This window comes from Myxococcus sp. XM-1-1-1 (assembly GCF_020037095.1).
Lineage (GTDB): Bacteria > Myxococcota > Myxococcia > Myxococcales > Myxococcaceae > Myxococcus > Myxococcus fulvus.
Genome location: NZ_JAIQDH010000009.1, coordinates 120728 through 143997 on the forward strand (window position 1 = coordinate 120728; position 23270 = coordinate 143997).

At 69.0% G+C, this 23270-nt stretch carries 22 protein-coding genes; 2 read left to right on the forward strand and 20 right to left on the reverse strand.

Going from position 1 to position 23270, the window contains the following annotated elements; translation table 11 throughout:
• Positions 1 to 367 precede the first annotated feature (367 nt).
• Positions 368 to 982 carry a hypothetical protein gene (locus K8640_RS19360; protein WP_223748369.1) on the forward strand — a complete coding sequence of 205 codons (615 nt, stop codon included), beginning with the start codon at positions 368 to 370 and terminating at the stop codon, positions 980 to 982.
• Here K8640_RS19360 and K8640_RS19365 read toward each other — a convergent pair.
• The 5 genes from K8640_RS19365 to K8640_RS19385 all read right to left on the reverse strand — a co-directional run bounded on the left by K8640_RS19365 (position 979) and on the right by K8640_RS19385 (position 5211).
• On the reverse strand, positions 979 to 1947 hold the full coding sequence (locus tag K8640_RS19365) for a hydrolase (protein WP_223748370.1): 969 nt from the start codon (positions 1945 to 1947) through the stop codon (positions 979 to 981). The two genes, K8640_RS19360 and K8640_RS19365, sit on opposite strands and share 4 nt — an antisense overlap.
• A 44-nt stretch (positions 1948 to 1991) precedes the next feature.
• Positions 1992 to 2336: a YkgJ family cysteine cluster protein gene (locus K8640_RS19370; RefSeq protein ID WP_223748371.1), complete on the reverse strand. Its 345-nt coding sequence runs from the start codon at positions 2334 to 2336 to the stop codon at positions 1992 to 1994.
• Positions 2337 to 2357: 21 nt separating this feature from the next.
• The gene (locus K8640_RS19375) at positions 2358 to 3497 is read right to left on the reverse strand and encodes a hypothetical protein (protein ID WP_223748372.1); all 1140 of its coding nucleotides are present in this window, start codon (positions 3495 to 3497) and stop codon (positions 2358 to 2360) included.
• Between the two features lie 22 nt (positions 3498 to 3519).
• Positions 3520 to 4476 carry a GNAT family N-acetyltransferase gene (locus tag K8640_RS19380; RefSeq protein ID WP_223748373.1) on the reverse strand — a complete coding sequence of 319 codons (957 nt, stop codon included), beginning with the start codon at positions 4474 to 4476 and terminating at the stop codon, positions 3520 to 3522.
• A 69-nt stretch (positions 4477 to 4545) separates the two neighbouring features.
• Positions 4546 to 5211: a hypothetical protein gene (locus tag K8640_RS19385; RefSeq protein WP_223748374.1), complete on the reverse strand. Its 666-nt coding sequence runs from the start codon at positions 5209 to 5211 to the stop codon at positions 4546 to 4548.
• A gap of 182 nt (positions 5212 to 5393) precedes the next feature.
• Here K8640_RS19385 and K8640_RS19390 point away from each other — a divergent pair, with 182 nt between their 5' ends.
• The gene (locus tag K8640_RS19390) at positions 5394 to 6386 is read left to right on the forward strand and encodes a DUF481 domain-containing protein (protein ID WP_223748375.1); all 993 of its coding nucleotides are present in this window, start codon (positions 5394 to 5396) and stop codon (positions 6384 to 6386) included.
• An 81-nt stretch (positions 6387 to 6467) separates the two neighbouring features.
• Here the strand turns inward: K8640_RS19390 and K8640_RS19395 are convergent, their stop codons facing one another.
• The 15 genes from K8640_RS19395 to K8640_RS19465 all read right to left on the reverse strand — a co-directional run bounded on the left by K8640_RS19395 (position 6468) and on the right by K8640_RS19465 (position 23145).
• On the reverse strand, positions 6468 to 6920 hold the full coding sequence (locus K8640_RS19395; RefSeq protein WP_223748376.1) for a cytochrome C oxidase subunit IV family protein: 453 nt from the start codon (positions 6918 to 6920) through the stop codon (positions 6468 to 6470).
• A gap of 13 nt (positions 6921 to 6933) precedes the next feature.
• The gene (locus tag K8640_RS19400; RefSeq protein ID WP_141332232.1) at positions 6934 to 7599 is read right to left on the reverse strand and encodes a cytochrome c oxidase subunit 3 family protein; all 666 of its coding nucleotides are present in this window, start codon (positions 7597 to 7599) and stop codon (positions 6934 to 6936) included.
• Positions 7589 to 9256 (reverse strand): cytochrome c oxidase subunit I, encoded by a 1668-nt coding sequence (ctaD, locus tag K8640_RS19405; RefSeq protein WP_046715924.1) that lies wholly within the window; start codon positions 9254 to 9256, stop codon positions 7589 to 7591. The genes K8640_RS19400 and ctaD overlap by 11 nt, the downstream gene beginning before the upstream one ends.
• Positions 9240 to 10286, reverse strand: a complete 1047-nt coding sequence (gene coxB / locus K8640_RS19410; RefSeq protein ID WP_223748377.1) for a cytochrome c oxidase subunit II — start codon at positions 10284 to 10286, stop codon at positions 9240 to 9242. The genes ctaD and coxB overlap by 17 nt, the downstream gene beginning before the upstream one ends.
• Positions 10283 to 11164 (reverse strand): SCO family protein, encoded by an 882-nt coding sequence (locus tag K8640_RS19415; RefSeq protein WP_141332230.1) that lies wholly within the window; start codon positions 11162 to 11164, stop codon positions 10283 to 10285. The genes coxB and K8640_RS19415 overlap by 4 nt, the downstream gene beginning before the upstream one ends.
• Before the next feature lie 35 nt (positions 11165 to 11199).
• Positions 11200 to 11661 carry a hypothetical protein gene (locus K8640_RS19420; RefSeq protein ID WP_074951071.1) on the reverse strand — a complete coding sequence of 154 codons (462 nt, stop codon included), beginning with the start codon at positions 11659 to 11661 and terminating at the stop codon, positions 11200 to 11202.
• On the reverse strand, positions 11658 to 12902 hold the full coding sequence (locus tag K8640_RS19425) for a hypothetical protein (RefSeq protein ID WP_223748378.1): 1245 nt from the start codon (positions 12900 to 12902) through the stop codon (positions 11658 to 11660). The genes K8640_RS19420 and K8640_RS19425 overlap by 4 nt, the downstream gene beginning before the upstream one ends.
• A complete protein-coding gene (locus K8640_RS19430; protein WP_223748379.1) occupies positions 12899 to 13492 on the reverse strand; it encodes a cytochrome c in 594 nt (197 codons plus the stop codon). The genes K8640_RS19425 and K8640_RS19430 overlap by 4 nt, the downstream gene beginning before the upstream one ends.
• Positions 13489 to 14034: a DUF3341 domain-containing protein gene (locus K8640_RS19435; protein WP_223748380.1), complete on the reverse strand. Its 546-nt coding sequence runs from the start codon at positions 14032 to 14034 to the stop codon at positions 13489 to 13491. The genes K8640_RS19430 and K8640_RS19435 overlap by 4 nt, the downstream gene beginning before the upstream one ends.
• Positions 14035 to 14038: 4 nt before the next feature.
• Positions 14039 to 15442, reverse strand: coding sequence for an NrfD/PsrC family molybdoenzyme membrane anchor subunit (gene nrfD / locus K8640_RS19440; protein ID WP_223748381.1), 1404 nt, complete (start codon positions 15440 to 15442; stop codon positions 14039 to 14041).
• 3 nt (positions 15443 to 15445) lie between these two features.
• The gene (locus K8640_RS19445; RefSeq protein ID WP_223748547.1) at positions 15446 to 18601 is read right to left on the reverse strand and encodes a TAT-variant-translocated molybdopterin oxidoreductase; all 3156 of its coding nucleotides are present in this window, start codon (positions 18599 to 18601) and stop codon (positions 15446 to 15448) included.
• Positions 18598 to 19260: a cytochrome c3 family protein gene (locus K8640_RS19450; RefSeq protein ID WP_141329433.1), complete on the reverse strand. Its 663-nt coding sequence runs from the start codon at positions 19258 to 19260 to the stop codon at positions 18598 to 18600. Before K8640_RS19450 ends, K8640_RS19445 begins: the two co-directional genes overlap by 4 nt.
• Positions 19261 to 19719: 459 nt before the next feature.
• Positions 19720 to 20097 (reverse strand): HNH endonuclease, encoded by a 378-nt coding sequence (locus K8640_RS19455; protein ID WP_141329431.1) that lies wholly within the window; start codon positions 20095 to 20097, stop codon positions 19720 to 19722.
• Between the two features lies 1 nt (position 20098).
• Positions 20099 to 20752 (reverse strand): ligase-associated DNA damage response endonuclease PdeM, encoded by a 654-nt coding sequence (gene pdeM / locus K8640_RS19460; protein ID WP_223748382.1) that lies wholly within the window; start codon positions 20750 to 20752, stop codon positions 20099 to 20101.
• On the reverse strand, positions 20722 to 23145 hold the full coding sequence (locus tag K8640_RS19465; RefSeq protein ID WP_370640367.1) for a ligase-associated DNA damage response DEXH box helicase: 2424 nt from the start codon (positions 23143 to 23145) through the stop codon (positions 20722 to 20724). Before K8640_RS19465 ends, pdeM begins: the two co-directional genes overlap by 31 nt.
• Between the last annotated feature and the right edge of the window lie 125 nt (positions 23146 to 23270).

The following is a 23270-nucleotide window of genomic DNA, read 5'->3' on the forward strand; positions in this document are numbered from 1 at the left end:
GGGCGCTGGGGGGGACGCGAGCGCGTCGTCGCGAGGGGAAGGGCGGGGACGAGTCGGTGCCTGGAGTGGGGAGGCAGGGCTTGTCGGTGGGACGAGGGATGGGGGCCGGTCGGGGGGAGCAGGACGTCAAGCGCGGCGGAGCTTCGGGCGACGCGAGCGGCGTGGCGGGTGGAGGGGGAAGGGCGGGGGGCGAGGAGGCGGGCTCCGGTGGAACGAAGCAGGCATCCGCCGGAGCCTGGTCCACCTCGTTGAAGGGGGGCGAGGCCATGCGCACCGTTGGTCGGCGGGGGTGGTCGCCCCGATGACGACGGTTGGCAAGGTCAGGGGCCGCGGAGCGTCGCGGCGGCTTGGGGTGGGGATTCGACGCATGGGGACGCGGTCCACGCTGCTCGCGTTGGTGGTGCTGCTCGTGGCACCGATGGCGAGCGCATTCGAGGCAGGGGATATTCGCCGTCGGGCGACACAGGACCCCGAGCGGGTCGCGCCCTTCGGGTTGATGCTGGACGCGGGGGTGACGGAAGGCGCGGGGTTGTCCATCTCGTTCCGTCCCGCGCGGGTGGTGCGGCTGCATCTGGGCGCCACGCACAACGGAGTTCGCGCCGGCGCGCGGGCGGGGCTCACGCTGTTGCCGCTGCGAAGCCGGGTGTCGCCCGCCTTCAGCGTGGAGATTGGCCACGCGCAGCCCGCGGACGTGCGCGCCCTGGAGCGCAGGCTGGCGGACCTGTCACTGCCGCCGCTGCCGTCGCTCGAGCGCGTGGGCTACACGTACGCGAGCGGACTGGTGGGCTTCGAGGTCAGCATGCCCCGGAGCATCACCTTCTTCGTGCGCGGCGGGGTGAGCTTCATGGAGCTGTATGGCCCCAGCTTGAAGGACCTGGACGAGCCGCTCCGGGGCACCGTCGGGCCCGCGGAGGACCGGTCGTGGATGCTGCGCACCGTGCGCCCCACGGCGAAGCTCGGCTTCATCCTGAACTTCGGCTAGCGGAAGGTGTCGAAGAAGGCCAGCGCCTGGTCTTCCGCCCAGAAGCGGGGACGGTGCAGCTTGCCGGCGACGAAGCCCACGTGTCCGCCGTGCGGGGTCAACACCACGCTCAGGTGCGGGTTGTCCTTCGCTTCCGGCGGGATGACGGGCGCCTGCAGCATCGGGTCATCCTCGGCGCTGATGAGCAGCGTGGGCTTGCGGATGGCGTGCAGCCTGGGGCCCGACGAGGACTCGGCGTAGTAATGCTCCGCGCTGTTGAAGCCGTGCAGGGGCGCGGTGACGGCGTGGTCGAACTGGCGCACCGTGCGCGCCGCCTCCATGGCCCGGCCGTCGAAGGCGTTGGGGAAGCGCTTGAGCTTCGCTCGCGCCTTGCTCTTGAGCGTGCGCAGGAAGCGCTCGCGGTAGATGCGGTGGAACGGGCCGGGACCATCCAGCTTGGCGCAGCACGCGTCCAGGTCGTACGGCGCGCTGATGGACGCGGCGGCGCGGACGGGGGCCTCCTCGCCCTGGTCCTCGAGCAGTCGGCAGAGCACGTTGGCGCCCAGGGAGAAGCCCACGGCGAAGAGTGGCCCGGTGACGCGGGCGCGCAAGTCCCGGAGCAGCCCGAGCGCGTCGTCGATGTGGCCCGAGTGGTACGTGCGCGCCAGCCGATTGGGCTCGCCGCTGCAGGAGCGGAAGTTGAGCGCGGTGGCGCCCCAGCCGCGCTGGGCCGCGCCCCGGAGGATGGCGGTGATGTAGCCCGCCTGGGAGGAGCTCTCCAGCCCATGCAGGGCCACCACGTGCGGCGCGCCGCTGGGGCCGTCGAAGGTGTCCAGATCGACGAAGTCGCCGTCGGGCAGCTCGCGCCGCTGGCGCTTCAGCGGAGGGGCGTGACGGGGACGCACGAAGTTCGCGTAGATGGTCTGCGCGTGTTCGTTCGTCAGGCCCGGCGCGGCGACGAAGGGCTCGGTCGGCTGGAAGCTCACGGTCGGGGGATAGCGCCCCGGCTCGCCGGGGACAAGGGGCCGTGTCAGGCCGGCTCGTCCGGGCGTTCTCCACCGGGCGCTCCGGCCTGAAGCCTGGCGGCGGCCTGCCGGGCGCGCTTCATGGAGGGGCAGCCCTGCTCCTTCACGGCGCGGGCCTCCTCCGTCAAATCGAAGAGGGCCAGGTACTTGTGCACGCGCTCGTCCAGGGTGGGCGCCTCGATGAGGCGGCACACCTCGTCGGCCTGGTAGTCGCGGCAGATGTTCGGCCGCTGCTCGTAGATGGCGCAGAGGTTGTCGGGCAGCAGGTGCGGGCACCTGAGCCCGAGCGGCTTGTCGAGCGCCGCGATGTCCGGCGCCACGCAGCAGGCGCCACAGAGGGTGCATTCCATGGGGGCCTCAGCCTCGTGGGCTCAACGTGGGACGGCCTTCTTCACTTCCCCGCCGTTCGTCACCGTGAGGACCACGCCCTGGCCCTTCTTCCACGACAGGAACTCGGCCTCCGTCTTCGGCTCCAGCACCTGCTCCTTCACCCCGTCGTCCTCGTAGCGCACGTTCACCACGTACGTCTCCTCGCGCCGCTGACGGTCCTGCGGTCCCACCTGGAGCGTGGGCCAGCGCGGGGCGCCGTCCTGGCCGGAGGCCTCGCGCCGGTCCACCTTGCGCCACTCGTGCGTGTCATAGGTGCACCGCCGCGCGTAGACGGGCTCGTTGCGGTAGCGCGTCTGGTTCTGACAGTCCTCATAGGACTCGTTGCAGTACTTCGTCACGTCCTCGCAGACCTCCTCCGCGAAGCCGTTGCCCTTGTCGCGTCGGCGGCACTTCTCCTCGGTGCCACACGCCACCCTGCGCGTCTTGGAGCGGCACACGCGCTCGGTGCCGTCCGCCACCTTGCGCGTGCCGCGCTGGCGCTCCACGCAGCCGCGCACGTTCTCCACGCCGGCGATTTCTCCCGCGCCGTTGACGGGCATGCGCGCGCTCGCCTGGCGCAGCTCGTCCGCCCAGCCCTCCTTCTCCACGCGGGTGAAGCGCTCCTGCACCACCGCCACCTTCCACGACGTGCCCGTCACTTCACCCGGGTAGTCGTGCGTCTGGTTCGACCAGCCCGAGTACACACAGGTTCCGAAGCAGCACGACAGCAGCGCACCCAGCAACAGCCACATCCCCAGCCGGGGCTTCTTCTTCGGGGGAGGGGCGGGAGCGGGCGGATGTCCCGACAAATCCTTCCGGGGCCCCACCTTCGAGTCCGACTCGCGCTCGGCGTTGCAGTGCTTGCAGCGGGGATGGTCACCCCGGTTGGCGGCGCCGCAGAAGGCGCAGAACCAGTCCTCGCCCGCGTTCGCCATCTCCACGGCCTTCTCGTCCGTCACGCCCTCGCGCAGGGACCTGCCGCTCGCCGCGTCCACGTCGCCGAAGTCGAAGTCCGACTCGTCGCCCGACAGCTCCCGCGGGTTGTTGCAGGTGGGGCAGCGCTTGTGCCGCGCGAGGATGTCCTTGGCGTCGCACGAGGTGCAGTTCCAGGTGCCTTCGATGATGCGCGTGCGCTTGGCCATGTCGGGGCATCCTAGCCGCGCGTCACACCCAGAGGGCGCGCGAGAAGGTCACCCGCTCGGCGGGCGGCAGCCCGTCCCTCAGCGGACGCAGCATGGGCAGCGAGCCCTCCCGGGCCACGCGCGTGGCGCCCGGAATCCGCGCCAGCCAGGGCAGGGTGCCCGGCTCCTCCCAGACGACCACGCGGGACAGGCCCGCCCGGTGCGCCACGCCCCGCGCGGCCTCCATCAGGGCCATGGAGTCCTCGAGCGACTCCGCGTCGAACAGCAGCACCACCAGCTCGCCGTAGCGGGCCATCATCGCCCACAGCGCGAACGAGCGGCCCACCACCGCGCCGCAGGCCTCCGGCCGGGGGCGACGCAAGAGCTCCGCGTAGACCCGCTCCCGCTCCAGGTGCCAGTCCACCTGCGCCGGGCTCGGCCACAGCAGGAAGGGCACGTCCGGACGCTGCAGGCGCCCCATCACCTCCGGCACGTCCCCGTCGCACAGGAGCGCGTCCACCGCGTGCGTGGACAGTCCACCCATGGCGGGCAGGTTCCAGTCCCACGCGGGCGCCTCGCGATAGCCCGAGCGCCGGTAGAGCGGCGCGCCCACGTCCGAGAAGAGCAGGGCCGCGTGCCGGTCCTGGCCCTCCTGGGCGACGTGCTCGGCGACCTGGTCCATCAGCCGCGTGGCGTGTCCGTGGCCGCGCAGCTCGGGCACCGTGAAGACGCTGGCGATGGCCTCGCTGACGCCGGGCGTGGCCACGCCGTCCGGGCCGCGCAGGTGGCTGTCGGTGCGGAACGTCTCGCACGAGGCCAGCACCTGTCCGCCGTCGTCGACGAGCAGCCAGGTGCGCATGCCCTCGCGGCACCAGGGATGCGCGCGCAGCCGCACCTCGCGCTGGTGGAACTGCTCCACGGTGAGGGGCGAGCCCCAGGCGGCATGGGTGACGCGGTCGCGCTCGGCTTTCTGGGCGTCGGTGGCGAGGACCAAGGGCATGTCACGCCAGGGTATCGCCACCCGGCCATCCCGTGCATCACCCGGTTCCCGCGAAGCCGTCCGTCCGCCTCACAGGCGCGTGCTGTACGGGAAGCGCACGTGGAACTGGAGGTAGGCCTGGCCCACGTGGAAGATGCCGTCGCGCACCCGGTCCGGCAGCCCCAGCCCGCCCAGCTCCTGCGGCACGTAGAGCGCGGACTCCCAGCCCAGGCTGATGAGGAAGCTCTTGGAGAGCTGCAGCTCCAGGTCCACGCCCAGCTCCGCGCCCGGCCTCACGAAGTGCGTGTCCGCCAGCGTGTCCGAGTGCAGGTACGCATACGTCAAGAGCACCCCACCACCCACCGCCAGCCGCACCGGGCCGGACGTCAACGGCAGCCCCAGCCCCAGGGGCTTCCAGGTGATGCCATACATGCCGGTGTCGCGCACCTTGGGGGAGATGATGAGGGCGTCAGGGATGAAGATGGACGGGGAGATGCGCACCTCGTCCACGCTCTTGGCGTACTTGCGGTAGCGGGACGGGATGGCGCGCTGGTTCTTCTTCAGCCAGTCCTTGTCCAGCACCGCCTCGACGGAGAGCTTCAGCCCGGTGTGGATGGGCTGGTCGTCGAAGACGGGCCCGAAGAAGAGGAACGCGGCGGGCCCCACGCCCACGTCCACGGGCACCGTGACGTTCCGGGCGGCGGCCACCACGGGGGACAAGAGCAGGCACAGCGACGCGATGCGGGCGAGGTGCATGGTGGGAATCCTCCTGGGTGAAGCCAGCCCCGCCCCGGAATTAAGCACAACCCGCGAATCAACCATTGCCGCACCGCGCGTGTTTGGAGCAGGAAGGAGACGCGCCGGCCCGGGGGGGAGCCGAGGACGTCTCGCGTCGCCCCGAATCCAGGTCCGGCGGCACCGAGACGACTGGAGAACCGATGCTTTCCGCCGCCCTTCTGATTGCCACTTCCCTGCAGGCCCAGACGCCTGCGCCCACGCCCGCCGCGCAGGAGCCCGCCGCCCCCGTCGCGGCCGCGCAGGCCACCACGCCCGAGGAGCGCGCCGCCGTCGCCGCCGAGCGCGCCGCCGCCGCCGCCGAGCGCGCCGCGGAGGCCAGCGTCCGCGCCGCCGAGGCCGCCGAGCGCGCCGCGGGGGTCATCGCCGGCACCCCGGCCGCCCCGGGCGCCGCCGCCCCCGCGGACGACAAGAAGAAGAAGGAGGAGTGGGACATCACCCTGGGCCTGGGCCTCATCTCGCTGACGGGCAACGCCTCCACGCTCACCTTCAGCGGCCTGGCCAGCGCGCAGCGCACGACGGAGCACTGGATTGTCGGCATCCGGGGCTACGGCAACTACGGCCGCAGCCGCCCGCCCGAGGTGGCCGGGGAGGAGCAGGAGTCGCAGCTCGTCGCCCTCAACGCGGGCCTGGAGCTGCGCGGAGACCGCCGCTTCACGCAGATGCTCAGCGGCTACCTGCTGACGGGCGCCGAGACGGACCACGTCAAGAGCGTGGAGTCGCGGACCATCGGCGAAGGCGGTCTGGGCGTGCTGTGGTGGGACGAGAAGAAGAAGGACGAGCGCGAGTCCTACCTGCGCACGGACCTGGCCTTCCGCTACGCGCGCGAGACGCGCTTCCAGTACTACCCCTCGCGCCTGGACCTGCCGGACGTGGACATCGGCGGCCCCCGCTTCGGTGTCGCCTTCCGCTACGGCATCACCAAGGACGTGCTCTTCAAGGAGGACGCGGAGGTGCTCCTGAGCGTCATCGGCGACTCGCGCGTGCTGGTGAACAGCCAGACGCAGCTGGCGGTGAACCTGACGGAGGCGCTCTCCTTGGGCGTCAGCTTCCTGGTGAAGCACGACAGCAAGCCGCCCGAGGGCAAGGTGCCCACCGACACCGCGCTGGCCTTCAACGTCCAGGTCGCGCTGTAGCCCGCAAAAGCAACGCGGCGCCGGGGAGGGTCCTCGGCGCCGCGGCTTGATACGAGGGGCTGCTGCTGCCCCCGGTGGTTCTCAGTGGCTCGGCGCCGGAGGCGGCGAGTCCTTCACGTCCGTCGAGCGGATGCCGCCGCCGAAGCGGCCGCGCTGCTCACCCGTGCCGATGTCCGGCGGCTGCAGGTCGCTGTACTGCGAGCCCGGCGGGTTGGCGCCGCGGAAGCGCGTGCCCAGGTCCGCCATGGGGATGACGAGCGCGAGAATCACGAAGACGATGGACACGGCGAAGATGAGCCGGTTGACGCCCTGGTGCTCCGCGAGGTGCATGAAGTACAGCGTCACCAGCGTGCCCTTCACCGTCGCGATGACGATGGCGAGCAGCAGGCCGAACGACGGCAGGTGCATGCGGCCGGTGACGACGGTGACGACCGTCAGCACCAGGAGGACACCCCAGATGAGCCAGTAGCGGCCCGCTCCGTGGTGCTCCGTCATGTTCTTCTCTTCCTGATGGGATTCGTTGGCGATGGCCATGGTGGTGTCGCCCTCAGACCAGGTACAGCATGGGGAACAGGAAGATCCACACCAGGTCGACGAGGTGCCAGTACATGCTGCCCAGCTCGACCATCGTGTAGTTCTTCGGACCGAAGTCGCCCTTCTTGAAGGCGCGAATCATCGCCACCGTCAGCACGCCCATTCCGATGAGGACGTGCAGGCCGTGCAGCGCCGTCGAGCAGAAGTAGACCGTGAAGTACAGCGAGATGCCCGGCAGCTGGATGTCCGGGTAGCTGTAGTAGCGGCCCGGCAGCGTCCCGACGTGGAACTTGTGGCTGTACTCGAAGTACTTGATGACGAGGAAGGCGACGGCCATCAGGAGGGTGAGCGCCAGCATCACGCCCACCTTCTTGTTCTCGCCGTGCTTCGCATGATGCACCGCGAGCGCCGCCGTCAGCGAGGACGTGATGAGGACCACGGTGTTCACCGTGCCCATCGTCAGGTCCAGGCTGCGGCTGCCCGCCGCCCACGCCTCCGGGAAGAGGAAGCGGTAGCAGCCGTAGCAGACGAAGAGGCCGGCGAAGAGCAGGATTTCCGTCGCCAGGAACAGCCACATCCCCAGACGGGCGGCGTGGTTCTGCACCTCGAGCGACGCGAAGTGCATCGCCAGGCGCGGCGTGTTGGCCGCGCCGTCGGCGGTGTGAGCGCTAGACTGCATCGGGAACCTCGGCCTTCTTCGGGTCGACGTAGAAGTGGGGCTCCTCGGGGAACGTCGGCTGAGGACCCACGAAGTTGTGCGTCGGCGGAGGAGACTCGCTCAGCCACTCGTAGCCCTTGCTGCGCCACGGGTTCTTGCCAGCGGCCTTGCCGTACACCAGCGCGTACGCCAGGTACATGGCGATGATGATGAACCCGAAGGCCAAGAGCGTCGCGCCCGCGGTGGAGGCGACGTTCAGCGCCTGGAAGCGCTCCGGGTAGTCATAGTACCGGCGCGGCATGCCGTTGTTGCCCAAGAGGAACTGGGGGATGAACGTGGCGTTGAACCCCAGGATGATGAGCGCCGCGGACACCAGGCCCCATCCCTCGTGGTACGTGCGCCCGAACATCTTCGGGAACCAGTAGTGCAGGGCGGCCAGGAAGGCCATGATGGTCGCGCCCACCATGATGAAGTGGAAGTGCGCCACGACGAAGTACGTGTCGTGCCACGCCACGTCCAGCGACACCGTGCCCAGCGCGATGCCCGTCATGCCACCGAACACGGTGAAGAACAGGAAGCCGCAGAAGTAGGCGAAGGGCGTCTTGAAGTCGACCGCGCCCTTGTAGACGGTGCCCACCCAGTTGAAGACCTTGATGGCGGTGAACACACCCACCAGCATGGTCAGCACGCCGAACACGCCGGCGTCGAAGGTGGACTGGCCGGACACGAACATGTGGTGGCCCCAGGCGAAGAAGCCCACGAAGGCGATGCCCAGGGACGAGTACGCCACCGCGCGGTAGCCGAAGATGTTCTTGCGGCTGTACGTGCTGACGATCTCGCTCATCACGCCGAAGGCCGGCAGCACCATGATGTACACGGCCGGGTGGCTGTAGAACCAGAACAGGTGCTGGAAGAGCACCGGGTCGCCGCCGCGCGCCGGGTCGAACATGCCGAAGCTGAACAGGTTCTCCACCGTCACCAGGACCAGCAACAGGCCGATGACCGGCGTCGCGAGCACCTGGATGCAGCTCGTCGCGTAGATGGCCCACACGAACAGCGGCATCTTGAACCAGGTGATGCCCGGCGCCCGCATGGTGTGGCAGGTGACGATGAAGTTGATGCCCGTGGCGATGGAGCTGAAGCCGATGATGAACGCGCCGAACAGCACGGGCGCCACCGTCGTCGTCGTGTGCGTGCTGTACGGCGTGTAGAACGTCCAGCCCGTGTCCAGGCCGCCGTTGAGCATGCCCCACAGCGCCAGCACCGCGCCCGCCAGGTAGATGTAGAGCGAGGCCAGGTTCAGTCGCGGGAAGGCCACGTCCTTGGCGCCCAGCATCAGCGGCAGCATGAAGTTGCCGAAGACGGCCGGAATCGCCGGAATCATGAACAGGAAGATCATGACCAGGCCGTGGAGCGTGAACGTACGGTTGTACGTCATCGCGTCCATGATGGTCGGGCCCGGGGTGAGCAGCTCCACCCGGATGAGCAGCGCGAAGATGCCGCCCACGAGGAAGAAGAGCAGGACCCAGAACAGGAACATCAGGCCGATGCGCTTGTGGTCCACCGTCAAGAGCCAGCTCTTGATGGTGGTGCCGTCCACCAGATAGCTCGGGTGGTGGTCGTGGTGCTCGTCGTGCGGGGCGGCCCCCGCCGTGTCGATGCTACTGGATGGGGTCATAGGCGGGTCCCTCGGAGGCGCCCTCGCGGACGTTCGGAGTGCGAAGCGACTTGATGTATTCGACGATGGCGGCCGTCTCGGGGCCCTGCAGCTTGCCCTGGTACGTCGGCATCACGTTCTGGTAGCCCGCCACCAGGTGGGCTCCCGGGTCCATCATCGACTGGGTGATGTAGGCCTCGTCCACCCGGATGTCCTGACCGTCGTCGAGCTTCTCCACGCGGTCATACATGCCGAGGAAGGTGGGGCCGATGTGCGCCGAGCCGTCCACCGAGTGGCACTTGAGGCAGCCCTGCGTACCGGCCAGGATCTGCCCCTGCTCGACCATCCGGGCGACCGGCGGCACCAGCGAGGTGTCCGCGAGCGCGTCCTGACGGTCCTGCAGCCGGCCGCGGCGCTGCTCCTTGATCCAGTCCTCGTACTCCTCCTCGGGGAGCACGACGACCTCGGCCAGCATCTTCGAGTGCGACAGGCCGCAGTACTCGGTGCAGAGCACCTGGTACGTGCCGGGCTTGGTCGCCTCGAACCAGATCTGCGTGTAGCGACCCGGCAGCGCGTCCATCTTGATGCGGAACGCCGGCACGTAGAACGAGTGCAGCACGTCACGGGACGTGATGAGCAGGCGCACGGGACGGTTGGCGGGGACGTGCATCACGTTCACGCCGTTGGGGCCCTCCGGGTAGGAGAACTTCCACATCCACTGCTTGCCCATGACGTAGACGTCCATCGCGTCCTTGGGCGGGGTGGTGACCCAGGTGAAGTCCCGGAAGCCGATACCGAACCAGGCCAGGAAGAACACCAGCGGCACGGAGACGAAGAGGAACTCCGTCTTCAGCGTGGGGACGACGTACTCCGTCGCCTGGGCGGGGAGCCGCCGGCGGTACCGGAAGAACATGAACAGCGCCGCGAGGCCGACACCCGTGGACATCACCATCGTCGTTCCCACGACGAAGTGGTGCAGCAGGTCGACCCGTTCCGCGAACGTGGACGCGCTCTCCGGGAGGAACAGAAGGTTGTTGAGAAGCTCGCTCATGCCGCCGCGCCTTTCTTCAGCTCGCGCCTCCAGAAATAGATCAGCATCGTCGCCAGGGCGAAGAAGACGGCCAGTGCGCCCAGGCGGATGAACCCGAAGATGTAGAAGCCATACCGCCGGGTGGCGGTGTCATACTTGAAGCAGGACATCACCACGCGGTCGAAGCTGGTACCCACGCGGCCGCCGGCCGCCTCCAGCAACGCCAGCTTCATGTCCTTGGGAGGGAAGTCCGTCCCGTACAGGTACCGCGACAGCGTCCCTTCCGGCGTGAGCACCATCACCACCGCGGGGTGGGCGTACTGCCTGGTGCTCTCGTCGTACGTGTACTTGAAGCCCACCGCGTCCGCGAGGCGGCGGATCTCCGCGTCCGTCCCGGTGAGGAAGTGCCAGGGCGCGCTCTCGGGCTTGCCCATGGACTGAAGGTGCTTGCGCCGGCGCTCGCTGCTCATCGCCGGGGTGTCCTCGGGGTCCACGCTGATGGTGACCGCCTCGTAGTCGCGGCCCAGCTCCAGACCCAGCTCCCGCATCGTCTTCACCTGGGCGTTGAGCACCAGGTTACAGAGCATGGGGCAGTTGTAATAGACGAGCGTCAGCAGCGTGGGCAGCGTCTTGGGCAGCACCGTCCCCAGCGTCACCTCCTGGCCATTGGAGTCCAGGAAGCGGGTGAGGGGAGGAACCGGGTCACCCAGGTGCTCCTCCACGTCCACGCCCTTGAGCTGGGGCGGGGCGTCCTGCTGGGCCTCGACGATGGAGCGGGGCGTCTTGCCACCGCCGGGCATCGCCGGGGCCGGGGTCGCCGTGCCCAGCACCAGGGCCACCGCGACGAGCATCCCCAGGCGGGGGGCGCACTGGGGGATGTGGGAGAAGAGGGACATCATCGCGAGCGGCTCTTACGTGATGCTGGCGGCGGAAGCTACTGCCGAGGAGCCGGGGTCGGCTCCTGGGGCTGCTCGGGGGCCGGCGCCGGGGCAGGCGGGGGCGGGGCGTTCTGCTTCGTGATGACCGTCTTCATGGCCTCATCCAGGGACGGATGGGCCTTGACACCCGGCTGGTCACCCCAGCCGGCCTTGAGCGCCTGCTGCTGGCCGCCGATCTTCTCCTCGGCGTGCCAGTCCTGCTCGAACAGGCGCTGGTTGACGATGCCCACCTCGTACTGCCCCATGGCCGCGGGAATGGGAGGAGGACCGTCCGGCTGGGCCTCCTTCATCGTGCGCACCTGGATGGCGTAGGCCCAGACGATGCCCACCGCGAAGATGACGAGCGAGCCGACACCGATGCCCACCACCTTGCTCATGACGATGTGGTCTTCCTCGGCGGCCACACCGTGGGCGCCGACGATGACACGCGACTCGAGCTCAACCTGGGTCTTCTTCATGGCTGCACGTACCTCAGGGACTCCGCGATGTAGGGGTCCTTCACCGGCATCGTGTAGCTGTTGCTCGCGTTCTTCAGCGCGAACCCCACCGCGATGCCACCCACGCCCACGAACGAGGTGACGAGCGTGATGATGCTGAGCGGGTTGGCCAGCAGCTGAGGCCCGGCATTGCCCGTCAGCGCCGGCCAGATGAGCCAGTACAGGTCGAACGCGTGGACCGCCAGCAGGTAGAAGGCCACCAGCGACAGCTTGCGGGGCTGCAGCTTCAGATTTCGCGACAGCAGCGTGAAGAACGGCAGCACGAAGTGCAGGAAGAACAGGGCGATGGAGGCCGGCTTCCACGCTCCGAAGATGCGCAGGCCGTACCAGGGCGCCTCTTCCGGGATGTTGGCGATCCACACCAGCATGAACTGGGAGAAGGCGATGTAGGCCCAGAACGCCGTGAAGGCCAGCATCAGCTTGCCCAGGTTGTGGAAGTGGGCCGTCGTCACCAGGTTGCCGAACAGGCCCTGGCCCCGGGCGTACGTCGCGACGATGGTCAGGATGCAGAACGCCGACAGGAAGCTGCCCGCGAAGTAGTACACGCCGAAGATGGTGGACTGCCACAGCGGCGTCAGGCTCATCAGCCAGTCGAAGGACGCGAAGGTGATGGTCAGCGCCAGGGGAGGGAGCATGCCCGGGGAGAAGCGGCGCAGCCGCCGGGTGAAGTCCAGGCCACCCTCGGTGTCCTGCTGCACGCTCAGCTTGCGCAGCTTCCACGCGGCGAAGATCCACACCGCGAAGTAGATGACGTGACGGATGCCCATGAAGTCCGGGCGCAGGTACCAGTGGATCTTGTGCGACAGGTGCTCGGCTTCCAGGCCGGTGATGCTCGCGGCCAGCGGCGAGCCCGGCCACCAGGGGTACAGGTAGCCCGCCATGAAGACCAGCGGGATGATGAGCGCCACGAAGACGGGGATGGTGGACGCACCCGTCTCCATCGTGCGGCGCAGCAGGATGAGCCACTTGGCCTTGGCCGTGTGGAAGATGGCGATCATGATGATGAACGCCACGCTGATGCCCACCCAGTAGGTGAACGCGAGCAGGTAGCTGTGGGCGGCGATGCCCTTCGCGTCGGTGGCGAAGAAGATGGCCAGGGTGGCCAGGATGCCCAGGACGCCCACGCCGAACGCCGGCACCATGTACTTCGGCGTGCCGGTGTAACGCTCGAGGGGAACGGAGGCTTCGGCTGCGGGGCTCATCGGTTCTCCTGCGGGACGGGCTGCTGACCGGCCGTCCGGATGTTTCGGGCTTCCTGGAGGGCTCGCACGTAGGCGACCACGGCCCAGCGCTCGCGCACGTCGAGCTCGCCGGAGAAGGACGGCATCACACCGTAGCCCTCGTTGATGGCCGTGTAGAAGTGACCCGCCGGCTTGGTCTCCAACTCCAGCAGCGACGGAGGCAGGCGCAGGGCCATGTTCTCCGCCACCACGCTGTTGCCGTCGCCGAGCACGCCGTGGCACTGCGAGCAGACGATGTTGTACTTGCGCTGGCCCAGCGTCAGCAGCGCCTGGTCCACCGTCACGGGGATGGTGGCCGTGGGCTGGCCGTTGGCGCGGCCGGTGACGGCCGTCTGGCGGGCGATGGGGTCCTTGATTTCGGACACGCTCGCGAAGCGCTCACGCGGAATGGTGTTCGCCGGGGGCTGGCGCATGGCGCGGCCATCCGCCCAGAAGTCCGAGGCCTCGTAGTACTCGTACTTGGCCTGGTGCTCCATGCGCTGCAGGAACTCCGAGGGGACGTCGCAGCCCGACAGCGCGACGAGTCCGGCGGCGGGGATGAGCCACCTCATTCCTTCTCTCCCGTGACGACGGTCACCTGGGTGGCACCCAGGGCCTTGAGCTGGTCGATGACGGCGGTGGAGTCCTGGCCCGTCGCGTGCGGCACGCTCAGCCAGTAGCCGTGCGTGGACGCCGTGCGGAACTCCTCGGACTCGAAGACGGGGTGGTACGGCTGCGGCAGCCGGCTCAGCCCCAACAGGCCGAAGAAGATGCCGAACGCCGCGAACAGCACCGACAGCTCGAAGGTGATGGGCACCCACGCCGGCAGCGACAGCAGCGGGCGACCGCCGATGTTCAGCTTGTAGTCGATGGTGTTCATCCACGTCTGCATGGAGAGCGCCGTCACCAGGCCCGTCAGGCCGCCGCACAGGGCGATGAAGGGCACGCGGGACGGCGGGAGGCCCAGGGCCTCCGAGCCGCCGTGCAACGGATAGGGGGAGTACGTATCCATCCCCTGGAAGCCCTTCTCCCGCATCTGGCGGGTGGCATCCACGAGGATGTCTGGCGTCGCGAACTCGGCCAGCACCCAGGAATCGAGGACCTTGGCTTCCATGACTCTAGTGCGCTCCGTGGCTGTTGTGGTGGGCGGCGTGCTTGAGCTCGAGCTGGAGCTCCTTCACCTCGCTGATGGCCACCGCGGGCACGAACTTCAGGAACAGCAGGAACAGGGTGCCGAACAGGCCCAGCGTCCCCACGTAGATGCTCCAGTCCACCCACGTCGGCGAGTAGATGCCCCAGGACGACGGCAGGAAGTCCTGGCTCAGCGACGTGACGATGATGATGAAGCGCTCGCACCACATGCCGATGTTCACGGCGATGGAGGCGACCCACATGATGGGGATGCTGGTCCGGCACTTCTTGAACCAGAAGATGTTCGGCGTGATGACGTTGCAGGCGATCATCAGCCAGTACACGCCGGCGTAGGGGCCCGTCGCGCGGTTCACGTAGAACGTCCAGAACTCGTACTGGTTCTGCGAGTACCACGCGATGAAGTGCTCCATCAGGTACCCGTAGGAGACGAGCAGGCCCGTCGCCAGGATGACCTTGTTCATGTTCTCCAGGTGCCGGTCCGTGATCACGTCCCGCAGGCCCAGGTACTTGCGCGCCGGGACGATGAGCGTGATGACCATCGCGAAGCCGCTGAACACGGCGCCGGCCACGAAGTAGGGCGGGAAGATGGTCGCGTGCCAGCCGGGCAGCAGGGAGACGGCGAAGTCGAACGAAACGATGGTGTGCACCGACACGACCAGCGGCGTGGAGAGGCCGGCCAGGAGCAGGTACGCAATCTTGTAGTTGTGCCAGTGACGACCGGAGCCGCGCCAGCCGAGCGCGAACAGGCCGTAGATGGTCCGCTGCAGCTTCGTCTTGGACGAGTCACGCAGCGCGGCCAGGTCCGGGATGAGGCCCACGAACCAGAACAGCGCGGACACCGTGAGGTACGTGGAGATGGCGAACACGTCCCACACCAGCGGCGAGCGGAACTGCGGCCACGCGCCCAGGGTGCTGGGGTACGGGAACAGCCAGAAGGCGAACCAGGGACGGCCCGTGTGGAGCAGCGGGAACAGACCCGCGCACATGACGGCGAACAGCGTCATGGCTTCGGCGAAGCGGTTGATGCTCGTGCGCCACTTCTGCTGGAAGAGCAGGAGGATGGCGGAGATGAGCGTACCGGCGTGGCCGATACCGACCCACCAGACGAAGTTGATGATGTCGAACGCCCAGCCGACCGGCTGGTTGTTGCCCCACACGCCGATACCGCGGGCCAGCGTGTAGGTGACACCGATGACGAGCAGACCCAGCGCGCTGAGCGACAGGCCGAAGAGCATGAACCAGCCCTTGCCCGGCTTGCGCCAGACATGGTCCAGCAGCGTCTCGTTGAGTGACTTGTCGTCGTGGTGCGGCGCGACGAGGTCCCGTGGCTCGAGCGGGTCGAGCGGGTGGTGGGCAGCGGTCTCGGCCATGGCTTAGTGGCTCCCTTCCTGCGGCGCGGCCTTGGCCGGCTCGAGGGCGGTATTCGGGTTGCGCACGCGGATGAGGTGCGCGGTGCGCGGACGGGTGCCCAGCTCGTGGAGGAGCTTGTAGGCGCGCACGTCCTCATGGAGCTGCGAGACGAGCTGCTTCTCGTCGTGGAGGGAGCCGAAGACGATGGCCTGGGCGGCGCACGTCTGCTGGCAGGCCGTCTTGAGGTCGGCCTCCTTGATGAGCTCCTTCTTGACGCGCGCGTCGATGCGAACGCGCTCGATGCGCTGGACGCAGTACGTGCACTTCTCCATGACGCCGCGGTTGCGCACCGTGACGTCCGGGTTCATCAGCATCTTCTCGGTGGCCGTCTTGTCCGCGGTGTAGTGCAGGTAGTTGAAGCGGCGGACCTTGTAGGGGCAGTTGTTGGAGCAGTACCGCGTGCCGACGCAGCGGTTGTACACCATGTCGTTCAGGCCCTCGTCCGAGTGCACGGTGGCGTTCACCGGGCACACGTACTCGCAAGGCGCCTTCTCGCAGTGCACGCACGCGACGGGCTGCATGACCATCTTCGGGTCGTTCTCCGGACCCTCGAAGTACCGGTCGATGCGCAGCCAGTTCATCTCGCGGCTGACGGCCACCTGGGCCTTGCCCACCACGGGGATGTTGTTCTCGGCCTGGCAGGCGATGACACAGGCGCTGCAGCCCGTGCAGCGCGACAGGTCGATGGCCATCGCCCACTTGTAACCGTTGTACTCGAAGGGCTCGAGGTTGTCCTGGATGCCCAGCTTCAGCTCACCCTTCACGCGGTGCAGGGTGTGCTGGGTGGCGACCGAGGGGTTCTCCAGCTCGGACAGCGGCATGTCCAGCGCGATGGGGCGGTTCTCCATGCGCCAGTGCGTCTGGGTCAGGCTGAACTTGTGGGTGCCGCGCACCTTGGTGAGCGTGGCGCCGCCGTCGAACCAGGGGTTCTTGCTGGTGCGAATCAGGTTGGCGTTGAAGCCCACGCCCTTGGCGACCTGCTCGTGCAGGCCGTCGCGGCCGTAGCCCAGCGCCACCGTGACGGTGTCGTCCTCGTGACCGGGGACCACCCACACCGGGACCGTCAGCTTCTGGCCGGCGTAGGACAGCTCCGCCAGGTCGCCAGGGGACAGGCTCAGCTTCTTGGCCGTGTCGGGGCCGACGAGCGCGGCGTTGTCCCAGGTCATCTTGGTGATGGGCTCGGGCAGCTCCTGCAGCCAGGAGTTGTTGCCGAAGCGGCCATCGTAGACCTTGTAGTCCGTGATGAAGTTCAGCTCGAGGTCACCGGTGGCCGGGGGCGTGTAGCCCGCGACCAGCGAGGCCGCGGCGCCGAAGTCCGGGGCGGTGGCCACGGCGGCGGACGCGGTGTTCTCGATGAAGCCCTGGGACACCCACGTCTCCCAGCGCGCCTCGAAGTCCGCCGCGTTGGCGGACTGGCCGCGCCAGTAGTCGCGCAAGAGCTGGTAGGCGGGGCGGAAGGGCTCGTCCAGGAACATGGCGAGCAGCTCCGCCTCCGGCACGCCCGCGAAGAGCGGCTGGATGAGCGGCTGCGCGATGGAGACGGTGCCGTCCACCGAGCGGCCGTCGCTCCACGTCTCCAGCGGGTGCGCCGCGGGGATGAACCAGTCGGCGTGCGCGCTGGTCTCGTCCTCGTAGAGGCCCGTGTAGATGACGTTCAGCTTGGCGCGGTTGGGGTGGTCCTTGCTGAGCACCTTGGCCAGGCCCACGTCCGCGGGGAGCGTGTAGACGGGGTTGTAGGCGGTGATGACCAGCGTGTCGACGCGGCCCGCCTCGATGTCCTCGACCAGGGCGCGCGCCTGCGACAGGCCGGTGGCCTCCGCGATGGACGCCTGGACGTAGCGGACGGTCTTGTTGGCGTTGCCGAGCGCGTCGTTGATGGCGTGGGCCAGCGCGTGCACGGCGGCCGGCTGACGCTCACCCGCGATGACGAGCGAGCGGCCCGGACCGGCGGCGCGCAGGTCGGCGGCGACCGCCTGCACCCAGTTGCCCATGTCCCCGCGCAGCTCCGACTTGGCGGCGGCGGGACCGGCGAGCGACGCGGCGCTGCCACCCACGGCCTGGGCCACGGCGGCGGCCAGTCCCAGGATCTCGCGGGACTTCAGGCGCTTGCGGTGGTCGGCCATGCCGCCGGTGATGGAGAAGCGGGCCTCCGCCATGTAGAGGCGGTTGAGCTTGCCCTTGCGCGGGTCGCGGCGGTCCGCGAACTCGCGGATGTGGCGCAGGTTGCCCGGGCAGCTCTCCAGGAAGTCCGCGTCCAGCGACAGCACGACGTCCGCGTTGGCGAAGTCGTACAGCGCGGTGACGTGCTGGCCGCCGAACAGCGTGCGCAGGGCGTCCGCGCTGTTGTCCTGGTGGGAGGACGCGCTGAAGAAGCGCGCGTTGGGCAGCTTCTTCAGGATGCGGTTGCGCAGGTCACCCGTCAGCGGGGAGCCCACGGCCTCCGTGAGGAAGCGCACGCGCGAGCCGCCGTTGGCCGCCTTGGTCGAGAGCCCGGCCAGGGTCTCGTTGAGCACGCGCAGGGCGCGGGGGCTCTTGCCCTGGCGCAGCACGCGGGCGCGGCTGGGGTCGTACAGGGACAACAGCCACGCCTGCTCGAAGGTGCAGGCGGCGCCCTGGTTGATGGGGTGGTCCGGGTTGCCCTCGATCTTCACGGGGCGACCCTCGCGGGCGGTGATGAGCAGGCCGGAGGTGTGGCCCGACAGCGTCATCGCGGACGCGTAGTGCAGCGGGTTGCCGGGGGTGACCTCCGGCGGCGTCTTCGTGTACGGCAGCAGCTTCTCGTCCTGGGGACGGGTGCTGCAGGCCGTGGCGCCGGCCAGCGCGAGCGACGCGCCGAGCAGCTGCATGAACTCGCGGCGCACGAAGCCGGAGGGGGGCAGGTCAGCGCCCGCGGGGAACTCGGGGCGGGTCTCCTCCAGGTACTCGGAGGCGCCGAGCTTCTCCTCGAGGCTGCGCCAGTACGTCTGGCCGTAGCCGTGCTCGGAGGAGTTCGCGTGCCGGGCGGCGTGGTCCAGCGCCTCACCCACGGCGTCGGGCGCCGGGGCGGGCCGGTCCGAGACGACCGGGAGCGCGAAGGAAGAGGACTCCTGCGACGGGGCGCCGTCGCGCTTCGTGTTCATCGGTGGCATGTGGAGCAGCTCTCGCGCGAGTGGACGTCGTACTCTTCCTTCAGCTTCTTGCCGAGCGCGGCGGCCTCGGCCTTGTCCTTGGGCGGAGTCCACGTCATCGACGTGATGAACTCCGCGGGCCGCAGGTTCGGCTCGGGGTTGCGGTGGCACTCGAGGCACCAGGCCATGGTCAGCGGCGCGGCCTGCTCGATGGCGCCCATCTGGTCCACGCGGCCGTGGCACGTGGCGCAACCGACGCCCTTGTTCACGTGGATGGCGTGGTTGAAGTAGACGAAGTCGGGCAGGTTGTGGACGCGCACCCACTGGATGGGCATGTCCGCGAAGAAGGCCTTGCGCACCTCGGTCAGGTACGGGCTCTTGTTCCAGACCTGTGCGTGGCAGGACATGCACACGGTGGTGGACGGGATGCCCGCGGAGGGCGCCTTGTCCACGGACCAGTGGCAGTACTGACAGTCGATCTTCTCGTCACCCGCGTGGTGGCGGTGGTCGAATTCGATCGGCTGTTCGACGGGCATCTGCTGGTTCGTGACGTACGGAGACCGTACGTACGCCATGAGGCCGCCGATGCCGATGGCGGGCACGGCAAGAAGCGCCGCGGCGGAGAGCCGAGACACCGTGTTCGTCCAGCGTGGAAACAGAGGGCCGCTCATACCAGGACCATGGGCAAGGGGGCTTCAACGACTACGGTGAACGAGGAGGAGGAAGAGGCCAACGCGTGACTCGACGCGAACAGCGGCGGAACGATCCCGGCCCCGTGGGGGCGGGGGGGCGGCTCCTGGCGCGCGGAAGACGAAGCAGTCACGTCCAACGAAACCTCTATGGATGTTGCCGCGGGCGGGTCCCTCCTCCTGTCCAACCCAGCGCGGCGCGGGACCATTGACCATCGACACCGCAGTGTCAACCATTCTGATGTTGTGGCCGTGGGATACCATTTCCTCGCGCGGAGGCGGGAAATCGCGGTCCGGAAGCGATGAATCTCTCTTCTGGCGGGCGGAAGCGACGTTGAGTCGTTTCCGTCTGAGACGGATCAACGACCCTGTTTCAGCCGCCCCCGGATGCGCGTGTCGGCCCTCACAGACAGGTCGCGCGGCGCGGGTGCGTGAGGTGGCTCACTCCGGGTCGGAGTCCTCGTCGCCCCCATCCGGTGCGCGCCAGCGCTCGCGGCGGCGGGCGAGCAGCTTCTCGACCAGCTCCCGGGCGCGGGCATCGCGGTGGTAGTGGGGGTCGTGGCGGGTGCCCTTTCCCTGGTTGCAGCGGGCGCACGCCAGCGCCAGGTTCTCCAGGCCGTCGGTGCCGCCGGCGGTCCGCGGGACGATGTGCTCGATGGTGGCCCGGCTGATGGGCTCCCCATCCAGGCCCACCAGCAGGTGGGCGTTGCAGTGCAGGCACTTGCCCAGCCAGGCCTCGCGTCCCCGGTGTTCGGTGCGCTCGAAGGTGAGGTCCGTGGCGATGATGCCCAGGATCCTGCGGCGCTTGGCGGTGCTCATCCTACACCTCGACCACGGAAGGGCCGGCGAGGGCGAAGACACGCTCGCCGGGGCGGCGGGTCATGTCGAAGCCGCCGGTGAAGGCGCTGAAGGCCGGGAGGACTCCCACATCCCGACCCAGGTGGAAGCATGGGAGACGGAGCCTGTCCCGGCCAGCCGACAGCCGCACGGTGGGGTGCAGATGCCCCGCCCACACGTAGCGACCTGTCTCGGGGGTGGGGTGATGGGCGAAGCGGAAGGGTCCCTCATCCAGGTGGGACTCGTGGACGTCCAGGCGCCACGCGTCCGGCGGCGGGCCGGCCCTGAGGTCATGGTTGCCCCGGATGAGGACCATCGTCACGTCGGCGTGGGACTCACGCCAGGCGGCGAGTCTTTGGACGAGGGCGGGGGTGAGGCCCTCGCGGGCGTGGACCAGGTCGCCCAGGACGAGCAGCCGGCGCGCTTCGGTGGAGCTGAGCGCGGAGGACAGCCGGGCCAGGTCCTCGTCGAGCACGCCCAGGGGGAGGGGGATGCCGTGGCGCTGGAAGCTCTCCGTCTTGCCCCAGTGGAGGTCGGCCACGGCGAGCGTGCGGGCTTCGGGCCAGAAGAGGGCCCGCTCCGGGAGGAGCTCCAGCGGGGTGCCGCCTACGCGGACCTGGCATCGTCGCGGGTCCATCGCTCCTTCATTCGCTCCACGCGCTCCAGCAGGGACTCATTGGAGACGCTGGCGCTGATGCGCTCGACGACCAGGGGGAAGGCCAGGGGTGTGGGCCTGCGGACATGGACCTGCTCCACCGGGCCCGCCTCCAGTCGCTCCAGGGCGTGCTCCAGGCGGCCCTGCTCGAATTGCTGTTCGAGCACCTCGCGTCGGGCCTGGAGCAGCAGCAGGTGTCCGGGGTCATGGCGGGCGAAGACGTCGTGGAGGAGGGCGGCGCTCGTCTGCACCTGTCGTGTGGACTTGCGGGCTCCGGGGAGGCCGGGGAGCACCAGCCCCGCGACGCGGGCGATGTCGCGGAATTGGCGCTTTGTCAGCTCACCCACGTTGACGCTTTCCAGCACGTCCTCCTCCAGATGCTCGCGCGTGAAGAGCGCGGGGCGCAGCGCCTCCTCGAAGGGGAAGGGCGCGGGGGTGACCAACTCCAGGCCGTAGTCGTTCACCGACACGCTGAAGGTGGCCTTCTGCAGCCGCGTCAGTCTCAGGGCGAGCAGGGCGGCCAGGCCCTCGTGCACCCGTCGGCCCTCGAAGGGGTAGAGGAAGAGGTGGTGACCGTCGCGCGTGTGGCACAGCTCCGCGAGCACCGCGTTCGCCGCGGGGATGCGGGACAGCTTCTCCTGGGTCTCCAGCACGGGCCACGCGGCGGCCAGCTCATCGGAGGTGACGTCACCGTGGCGCGCGGCATCGAGCGTGCGTCGCACCGCGGCGGCCAGGGAGGTGGACAGCGGCAGCCTGCTTCCGCCCCAGCGCGGGGTTCGCGTCACCTTCGTCTTCGCGGGGCGCACGTACGCGGTGAGACCCTGCAGTCGGTTGAACTCGAGCTTCTTGCCGCCGAACTGGAAGGTGTCTCCGGGGCGCAGGCGGCTGACATAGGACTCCTCCACGCTGCCCAGGCGGCCCCCGGTCCAGTAGCGCAGCTCCACCATCGCGTCCGAGGTGATGGTGCCGATGTTGAGCCGGTGCAGCCGCGCGACGCGTGGGTCCTTCACGACGAAGCGGCCGTCGTGCTCCTCCACGCGGCGGAACTCGGGGTAGGCGCTCAGCGTGGGGCCGCCCTCGCGCACCAGCGTAAGCGTCCAGTCGAACTCCTCGTCGGCGAGGCTCGCGTAGGCGGAGGCGCTCCGGACTTCCTCTCGCAGCGCCTCGCGGGTGAATCCGCCGCCGAGCGCGCAGGTGACGAGGTGTTGCGCGAGTACATCCAAAGGCTTGCTGGGTGGAAGGCGTGGCTCCACCTCCTTGCGCGCGAGGGCGTCCCTGGCTGCGGCCATCTCCACCAGCTCCAGCGCGTGCGTGGGCACGAAGAGGATGTTGCAGGTGGCGCCAGGACGATGGGCTCCGCGCCCCGCGCGCTGGAGCGTCCGGCCGATGCCCTTGGGACTGCCCACCTGGACCACGCGCTCCACGGGGCCGAAGTCCACGCCGAGGTCCAATGACGAGGTGCACACCACGAAGCGCAGCATGCCGTCCTTGAGGCCGCGCTCCACGCGCTCGCGCTCCTCCTTGTCGATGGAGCCGTGGTGCAGGGCGAGCAGGTGTTCCCAATCGGGGCGCGCGAAACGGAGACCTTCGTACCAGCGCTCCGCCTGTGAGCGCGTGTTGGTGAAGATGAGCGTGGACTGCTTCGGGTCCAGCCTCGCCGCCACGCCGGCCAGCATGGTGAAGCCCAGGTGGCCCGCCCAGGGGAAGCTGTCGACCGCCTCCGGCAGCAGCGTCTCCACTTCGACGGGACGCTCCATGTTCGCGCTGATGAGCGTGGGTGTGTTCCCGGTGCCGACGACATGGCGCGCGGCCTCGTCCAGGTTGGCCAGCGTCGCGGACAGGGCCCAGGTGCGAAGTCTCGGCGCGAAGTGCCGAAGCCGCGCCAGGGCAAGCTCTGTCTGTGTTCCCCGCTTGGAGCCGAGCAGCTCGTGCCACTCGTCGACGATGACGGCGCGCAGGCAGGAGAACAGCTCCGGTGCCCGCTCGTTCGACAGCATCACGGAGAGGGACTCCGGGGTGGTGATGAGCACCTCGGGGAGCCGCTCGCGCTGACGCTGACGCACGGATGACGAGGTGTCCCCGGTACGGCTCTCCACGTCCAGGTCCGTGTCCAGCACGCTCAAGGGTTCGAGGAGCGCCCGCTCCACGTCTCGCGACACCGCGCGCAGCGGCGTCACGTAGAGAATCTGGAGCCCCGTCTCGCCATGCTCCACCACGTCCGCGAGCGGGCCGAGATACGCGGCATAGGTCTTCCCCGCGCCGGTGGGGACGTGGATGAGCCCGCTGTCGCCTCTGCCGTACGCGGCCCAGGACTCCTCCTGGAACGCATGGGGCGTCCAGCCCTTCGACGAGAACCAGGCGCGCAGCCGCTCCATCGGCGGCGGGCCTCCGGTGACTCGCTCACGTGGGGTCGTCCGCTTGCGGCGCTTGGGAGGGGAGGGTGTCTGGGTTTCGCCTCGGAGCGCCTTGCGTCGGGCCTGGAGCTGCGCCTTCAGCGAAG

Excerpts from the sequence above, each read along its gene's own strand:
- K8640_RS19360 (WP_223748369.1), top strand. The coding sequence starts at position 368 with ATGGGGACGCGGTCCACGCTGCTCGCGTTGGTGGTGCTGCTCGTGGCA.
- K8640_RS19370 (WP_223748371.1), bottom strand. The coding sequence starts at position 2,336 with ATGGAATGCACCCTCTGTGGCGCCTGCTGCGTGGCGCCGGACATCGCG.
- K8640_RS19375 (WP_223748372.1), bottom strand. The coding sequence starts at position 3,497 with ATGGCCAAGCGCACGCGCATCATCGAAGGCACCTGGAACTGCACCTCG.
- K8640_RS19380 (WP_223748373.1), bottom strand. The coding sequence starts at position 4,476 with ATGCCCTTGGTCCTCGCCACCGACGCCCAGAAAGCCGAGCGCGACCGC.
- K8640_RS19385 (WP_223748374.1), bottom strand. The coding sequence starts at position 5,211 with ATGCACCTCGCCCGCATCGCGTCGCTGTGCCTGCTCTTGTCCCCCGTG.
- K8640_RS19390 (WP_223748375.1), top strand. The coding sequence starts at position 5,394 with ATGCTTTCCGCCGCCCTTCTGATTGCCACTTCCCTGCAGGCCCAGACG.
- K8640_RS19395 (WP_223748376.1), bottom strand. The coding sequence starts at position 6,920 with ATGGCCATCGCCAACGAATCCCATCAGGAAGAGAAGAACATGACGGAG.
- K8640_RS19400 (WP_141332232.1), bottom strand. The coding sequence starts at position 7,599 with ATGCAGTCTAGCGCTCACACCGCCGACGGCGCGGCCAACACGCCGCGC.
- ctaD (WP_046715924.1), bottom strand. The coding sequence starts at position 9,256 with ATGACCCCATCCAGTAGCATCGACACGGCGGGGGCCGCCCCGCACGAC.
- coxB (WP_223748377.1), bottom strand. The coding sequence starts at position 10,286 with ATGAGCGAGCTTCTCAACAACCTTCTGTTCCTCCCGGAGAGCGCGTCC.
- K8640_RS19415 (WP_141332230.1), bottom strand. The coding sequence starts at position 11,164 with ATGATGTCCCTCTTCTCCCACATCCCCCAGTGCGCCCCCCGCCTGGGG.
- K8640_RS19420 (WP_074951071.1), bottom strand. The coding sequence starts at position 11,661 with ATGAAGAAGACCCAGGTTGAGCTCGAGTCGCGTGTCATCGTCGGCGCC.
- K8640_RS19425 (WP_223748378.1), bottom strand. The coding sequence starts at position 12,902 with ATGAGCCCCGCAGCCGAAGCCTCCGTTCCCCTCGAGCGTTACACCGGC.
- K8640_RS19430 (WP_223748379.1), bottom strand. The coding sequence starts at position 13,492 with ATGAGGTGGCTCATCCCCGCCGCCGGACTCGTCGCGCTGTCGGGCTGC.
- K8640_RS19435 (WP_223748380.1), bottom strand. The coding sequence starts at position 14,034 with ATGGAAGCCAAGGTCCTCGATTCCTGGGTGCTGGCCGAGTTCGCGACG.
- nrfD (WP_223748381.1), bottom strand. The coding sequence starts at position 15,442 with ATGGCCGAGACCGCTGCCCACCACCCGCTCGACCCGCTCGAGCCACGG.
- K8640_RS19445 (WP_223748547.1), bottom strand. The coding sequence starts at position 18,601 with ATGAACACGAAGCGCGACGGCGCCCCGTCGCAGGAGTCCTCTTCCTTC.
- K8640_RS19450 (WP_141329433.1), bottom strand. The coding sequence starts at position 19,260 with ATGAGCGGCCCTCTGTTTCCACGCTGGACGAACACGGTGTCTCGGCTC.
- K8640_RS19455 (WP_141329431.1), bottom strand. The coding sequence starts at position 20,097 with ATGAGCACCGCCAAGCGCCGCAGGATCCTGGGCATCATCGCCACGGAC.
- pdeM (WP_223748382.1), bottom strand. The coding sequence starts at position 20,752 with ATGGACCCGCGACGATGCCAGGTCCGCGTAGGCGGCACCCCGCTGGAG.
- K8640_RS19465 (WP_370640367.1), bottom strand. The coding sequence starts at position 23,145 with ATGGAGCGGCTGCGCGCCTGGTTCTCGTCGAAGGGCTGGACGCCCCAT.